At 65.4% G+C, this 6148-nt stretch carries 4 protein-coding genes; all 4 read left to right on the top strand.

From position 1 onward, the window contains the following. Nucleotides 1-2015: Rv1355c family protein (locus AC1D1G_RS40110; protein ID WP_477956371.1), on the top strand; the 2015-nt coding region annotated here is incomplete at its 5' end. Between the two features lie 14 nt (nucleotides 2016-2029). Beyond that, complete coding sequence (locus AC1D1G_RS40105) at nucleotides 2030-3874, top strand: putative bifunctional diguanylate cyclase/phosphodiesterase (RefSeq protein ID WP_477956370.1); 1845 nt, start codon at nucleotides 2030-2032, stop codon at nucleotides 3872-3874. Nucleotides 3875-4079: 205 nt separating this feature from the next. Beyond that, nucleotides 4080-5606 carry a sugar transferase gene (locus AC1D1G_RS40100; protein ID WP_477956369.1) on the top strand — a complete coding sequence of 509 codons (1527 nt, stop codon included), beginning with the start codon at nucleotides 4080-4082 and terminating at the stop codon, nucleotides 5604-5606. A 249-nt stretch (nucleotides 5607-5855) separates the two neighbouring features. Beyond that, nucleotides 5856-6148, top strand: a 293-nt coding sequence (locus tag AC1D1G_RS40095; protein WP_477956368.1) for a holo-ACP synthase, incomplete at its 3' end; no start/stop codon positions are given.

Genomic DNA, 6148 nt, shown 5'->3' with positions numbered 1-6148 from the left:
GACTCGAACAGCAGAGGGACACGCTCCGCACTCTTGTTCCCGCGCCCGATCCCGATGTGCTGGACGAGACGCCGGTGTGGGCGTACTACTCGTGGCGACGCACCGTGGTGCGGTTGCTCGGCCCCGCAGCGTTCCGGTTGCTGCGGCTGGACCGTAATCGAAACAAAGTCACCGCACCGGAGCAGGAACGACTTCGCGACGTGACCGTCGGGATCGTCGGGCTGAGCGTCGGCCACGCGGTTGCGCTGGCCCTCACCCTGGAAGGGGCATGCGGCGGCCTGCGGCTCGCGGACTTCGACACCCTCGAACTGTCCAACCTGAACCGGGTTCCCGGCACCGTTCTGGACCTCGGCGTGAACAAGGCAGTGGTCGCCGCCCGCCGTATCGCGGAGATCGACCCCTACGTCACTGTGACGTTATGGGAGGACGGTCTCGACGTCGAGTCGGTGGCCGAATTTCTGGACGGCACGGACGTGGTGATCGACGAGTGCGACTCGCTGGACGTCAAGGTGTCCCTGCGGAGGGAGGCCCGTCGCCGGGGTCTGCCGGTGCTGATGGCCACCAGCGACAGGGGCCTGCTGGACGTCGAGCGGTTCGACCTCGAACCGGATCGCCCAATCTTCCACGGAGTGATCGGCGACGTCGACGTGGAGTCACTCGCCGGTCTCGGCGCGCGGGACAAGATTCCGCTCGTCCTTCGGATTCTCGACGCCACACAGTTGTCGGCGACGATGGCGGCCTCGCTGGTGGAGGTGGACGAGACCATCTCGACCTGGCCGCAGCTCGGGGGCGAGGTGTTGCTCGGCGGGGCGGAGGTCGCGGCGGCGGTGCGGCGCATCGTGCTCGGACAGCCGCTCGCGTCGGGTCGATGTCGCATGGATCTGGACGGGCATCTCGATGCCCTCACCGATCCGCCCAGACCGCACGACCTGCTGGAGGCGCCTGCGGATCGTGCGGCGGCCGCAACCTCGTACGACGCCGTCGACGCCGTCGTGAATGCCGCGGCTCGCGCGCCTTCCGGCGGCAACGTTCAGCCGTGGGCGATTGCGGCGGACGACGAGGGGCTGACCATCTCCCTGGCCCCGACGCACACGACGGCCATGGACGTCGGATACCGCGGCAGTTGTGTCGCGATCGGCGCCGCCTTGCACAACGCCCGGATCGCCGCGTCGGCCGCCGGACTGCTCGGCGCCGTGACAGTCCGCGACGGGGATCTGGGACTTCCCGTCGCCACGATGACGTTCGGCAGCGGAAACGACCGTGAACTCACCGACCGCTACGAGCACATGCTCGACCGGACCACCAACCGCCGGCCGGGCGTGCCCCGGCCGTTGGACGACACGCAGGTAGGGCTTCTCTCGGATGCTGCATCTCGCGAGGACGCACGCCTCTGCCTGGTGACCGACCGGGACGACATCGCGACGATCGGCGCCATTCTGGCGGAGTCGGATCGCATCCGATTCCTCACTCCTACCCTGCACCGCGAAATGATCGGCGAGTTGCGGTGGCCGCTCCTTGATTCGGTCGAGACCGGCATCGACGTTCGCGCACTGGAACTCGACTCGGCGGAACTGTCGACCCTTGCGCTGTTGCGGAGACCCGACGTCATGGAACGGTTGGGCGCACAGGACGCGGGACAGGCGCTGGGCAAGTCCACTGCGGACCGCGTTGCGTCGAGCTCGGCGATCGCCGCCGTCGCGATCCCGGGTAGCACCCTGCGGGACTATGTGCGCGGCGGCCAAGCGACCGAATGCGTATGGATCTGCGCGCAGGCGCTCGGGCTCGCCGTCCAGCCGATTTCACCGGTATTTCTCTACGGTGTGGAAAGCGCGGAACTCGAACAACTCTCACCACGGTATGCGGCACCATTGGAGAGGCTGCGGAAGGAACTGTTCGACGTCGTCGGAGCGAAGGGAGGTGAAGCGCTCGCCCTGGTGTTACGGCTCAGCCATGCGCCGGGCCCCTCGGTTCGGAGCGAGCGCCTCGCCGATCGGGTTCGCAGGCGGATATCGTAAGGACAGGAGGGCCCGTGAACACCGAGAAGCAAACCGAGAAGCTCGAGACCCTGGTGACAACCGTGGCGTCCCGGCTCACGCCTGTCGATGCGGTCTCGTTCAAGCCCGTGGCCACCCGCGTGTTGCAGGATCTTGTGGAGCATTTCGAGGTCGACACCAGCTTCCTCCGGTTCACCGACCACGACATCGCCGCGACGGTCCTGATCGCGGAATACCCACTCCGGCCCTTGATCCCCGACCCCGACCCGCTCGGCGTCGTCTATTTCAAGGACGCCGACTCGACGTTCGCCCAGATCGAGCACCAGAAGGAAGTGGCCATCTTCCGGCCGGAGGTGTCCGGTCCGGATTACAACGAGCGGGTCCGCGAGGCGTCCGGAGTGCCACAGGTGTCGCTCGCGGCCGTTCCGCTGCTGTCCGGTGAGACGACGACGGGCACGCTCGGATTCATCAAGTTCGGCGACCGCGACTGGACGCCGCCGGAGCTCGACGTCCTCAAGGCCATCGCCGCGCTGCTCGCCCAGGTCCAGGCGCGCATCGTCGTCGAAGAGCAGTTGCGCTACTCGGCCGACCACGATTCCCTCACCGGACTCAGTAACCGGCGCGCGCTCTACCACCACCTGGACACTCGCCTCGCCGAGTCCGAACCCGGGCCGGTCGCCATCCTGTTCCTCGACCTGGACCGGCTGAAGCCTCTCAACGACTTCTTCGGTCACGGAGCCGGCGACGGGTTCATCTCCACGATCGCGGACCGGCTCAGATCGAGCAGCGAGGCCGACGACCTCGTCTCCAGGCTGGGCGGCGACGAATTCGTGCTCGTGCTTGGCGGATCGGTCGGTTTGCAGGAGGCGGAGGCGCGGGCGCAGCGCATCCGCGACGTAGTGACCGAGCGGGTGCGTCTCGGCCGCGAGGTCGTCAGTCGCAGTGTCAGCATCGGTGTCGCGGCGGGATATCCAGGTAAGGCCACCACAAGTTCACTTCTCAGCCAGGCGGACCAGGCCGTCATGGTCGCGAAGACCAAGGGCGGTAACGCGATCAGCGTCTTCACGGACGAGATGCAGGAGGAGAGCGAGAAACGCAACATGATCGAGCTCAGTCTGCGTTCGGCCATCGCGGACGAGTCGCTGTTCCTCGAGTACCAGCCCGAGGTCGACCTGCGGACCGGCCGCATCATCGGGGTGGAGGCTCTGGTGCGGTGGAATCACCCGCTGCTCGGGTTGCTGCAGCCGGCGTCGTTCATCGACGTCGCCGAGGCGACGAATGTGGCGGGGGAGCTCGGGCGCTGGGTGATCCGGAAGGCCTGTCGCCAGTGGGCCGACTGGCGGTCGCAGGTTCCCGAACTGGATCTGGATCTCCGCGTCAACGTCTCGCCGGGGCAGTTGGCCGGTCTGGATTTTCTCGACGTCGTCGCGAATGCGTTGACGGAATTCGACCTTCGGAAGGGCGCGCTGTGCCTGGAGATCACCGAGAACGCTGTGCTCAGTGACCTGACCTGGACGCGTGAGGCGCTCGAAGGGCTGCACGCGATGGATGTAGAGGTCGCGATCGACGACTTCGGCACCGGGTACAGCTCCCTCAGCCACCTCAAGGCGCTGCCGGTCGGGACGCTGAAGATCGACAAGGGCTTCGTGATGAACCTCGACAGCAATGCGGGGGACCGGGCGATCGTGAAGTCCATCATCGGCCTTGCCGAATCGTTCGGCCTGGAGCTGGTCGCGGAGGGCGTCGAGAACGTCGAGTCGGCCCGGCAACTTCTCGACATGGGTTGCCATCGGGCGCAGGGCTTCTTGTTCAGCCGCCCGGTCTCGGCGGAGAAGATCGGCAAGTTGCTAGTCGCGGGGGCGATCGAGGTCGGGCTGTAGGTGGCCCGTGCCGCATTAACTATACCGAAAGTTTGGTTTAATTCGTTTTAAGTAATGCAAGTCATTTGATTGCGGCTATAACAGACTCGGAGTATGTTTTGAGTAATCAGTTCCGGGGCTCGATCGGATCGACGCCGCGGCGGGTGGGTTCCGAGCATGGGTTTGGCCAATGTGCGAATGTGGAAGCGATGTCGAAGCGCTGAGTGTGTCCGAGAGGACCCAGCTCCTCATTAGATCCGAATGTGCACGTGTCCGAACGGGGGCGGGAGTACCGACGATCCCCGGCCGTGCCGTGCCCGAGCCTCCGCCTCGACGACCGGACTGGGAGCGTTCGTACTTTCGCGCTGCGTTCTGCAGCGATCTCCTCTGCGTCTTGGCTGCGGACCTCTTCGTCACCGTCGCCTATCGCCACCTCTCTCTCGGGTCTCTTGGGGCGTGGCAGGGGGGGCTCGCAGTTGCGGTCGCGGTTCTCGTTCTCTCGATGCTCTCCCTGGCTCTGGCGCATGCATGGGATCCACGCGTTCTCGGCAGCGGTGCCGAGGAAGTGCACAGGGTCGGACGAGCGTATGTCTGGGCCATCGCAGCGATGGCTGTCGCCGGGTACGCCCTCGGCACCTCGAACGGGCACTCGTGGGTGTTCGGCGCTCTTCCGCTCGCGGCCGCACTCTCGGTGCTCGGACGCTACGTGCTGAGGTTGGAACTGCGCAGACGCCGGCGATCGGGGGGCAATCTGCGCTCCGTCCTCGTGGCCGGCGACGTCGCGGAAGTACTCGAATTGATTAAACGAACGCCTGATATCTCACAGGCCGGGTGGCGCGTCGACGCTATCTGCCTGGCCGATGTGAGACCGGGTGAAGAGCTTCCGCTTGCAATCGAGGGCATTCCGGTGATCGGGACGGAGAAGGACATCGTCGGAATCGCGAGGCTGCATTCCTTCCAGGCGATTGCGGTTCTCCCCTCGAGCGGCTGGACCCCCACTCGAACCGAGCGGCTCAGCTGGGAACTCGAGGGCACCGGAACCGACCTTCTGATCGCGCCCGTGCTCATGGATGTGGTCGGTCCGCGCCTGCATATAGCGCCTGTCGCGGGAGTTCCGTTGATGCAGTTGAGCGCGCCGACGTATTCGGGCCCGGCATGGGTCATCAAGAATGTTCTCGATCGGATCTTCGCTCTCGTTCTCGTCATCGGCATCGCTCCGGTTCTTCTGATGATCGCCTGTGCAATTCGCGCCAGCAGTCGTGGTCCGGCGTTGTTCAAACAGACCCGCGTGGGGCGGGACGGCGCGCTGTTCACGATGTACAAGTTCCGCAGCATGGTGGTGGGTGCCGAAGGGCGAATCCGTGAGCTCGCGGCGTTCGACGAGGGCGCCGGCGTGATGTTCAAGATTCACGACGATCCCCGGGTCACACGTGTCGGCAAGTTCATTCGCCGCTACTCACTCGACGAGTTGCCGCAGTTGTTCAATGTCGTGACGGGCAGCATGTCCTTGGTGGGCCCACGTCCACCGCTGGAGTGCGAGGTGGCGCGATACGGCGACGACGGTGCGCGGCGTCGGCTGTTCGTCAAACCGGGACTCACGGGTCTGTGGCAGGTGAGTGGCCGGAGCAACCTCAGCTGGGAGGAGTCGGTGCGTGCCGACTTGCATTACGTCGAGAACTGGAGCCCCACGCTGGATTTGCTGATCCTGTGGAAGACGACTCGCGCAGTGCTTCGGCCGAGCGGCGCCTACTGAGGGTGCGTCGACTCCGAGTCGGCCATCGGGTCGCGGGGATGTGGAGGGCGGTCGTCCCTTCGGGGCTTGGAGTCGGCCGTTCCGACGAGACAACGTTACAGACTCGGGGTATGTTTATGCCCACACTGCAGTACCTCTTGTCTTGCATTGCAAGTGTGCGGTAACTTTTCGAAGGGATTGCTGGAGAGTCGCTGACGGCGGCTTTCGGCGCAGAACGTGGGACTGTCGAAGCCTGGAGCAGGGGGATCGATGTCTGGTGGTTCTGTCTTGTCGATCCCCGAGTCCCGTATCGGGTGCGACGTGATGACGGTCGGGCATGTGAGAAGCAGCGTCGAGCGGTTCGGTGACCGCTATCTGACGAGAATCTTCACGCCCCACGAATTGGAAACCTGCGAAGGACCTGCGCGGGCCCAACGGCTGGCCGCCCGGTTCGCGGCCAAGGAGGCCGTGGTCAAGGTGTTGCGACCCGGGGACGTCGCCTTGCGGTGGCAGTCCATCGAGATCCGGCGCGAGAGCTGGGGCGGATGCGGAGTGCGCCTGTC

The sequence above is a fragment of the Rhodococcus sp. P3_B8 genome, from assembly GCF_056402775.1.
This window is presented reverse-complemented; position numbering and strand designations above follow the sequence as displayed.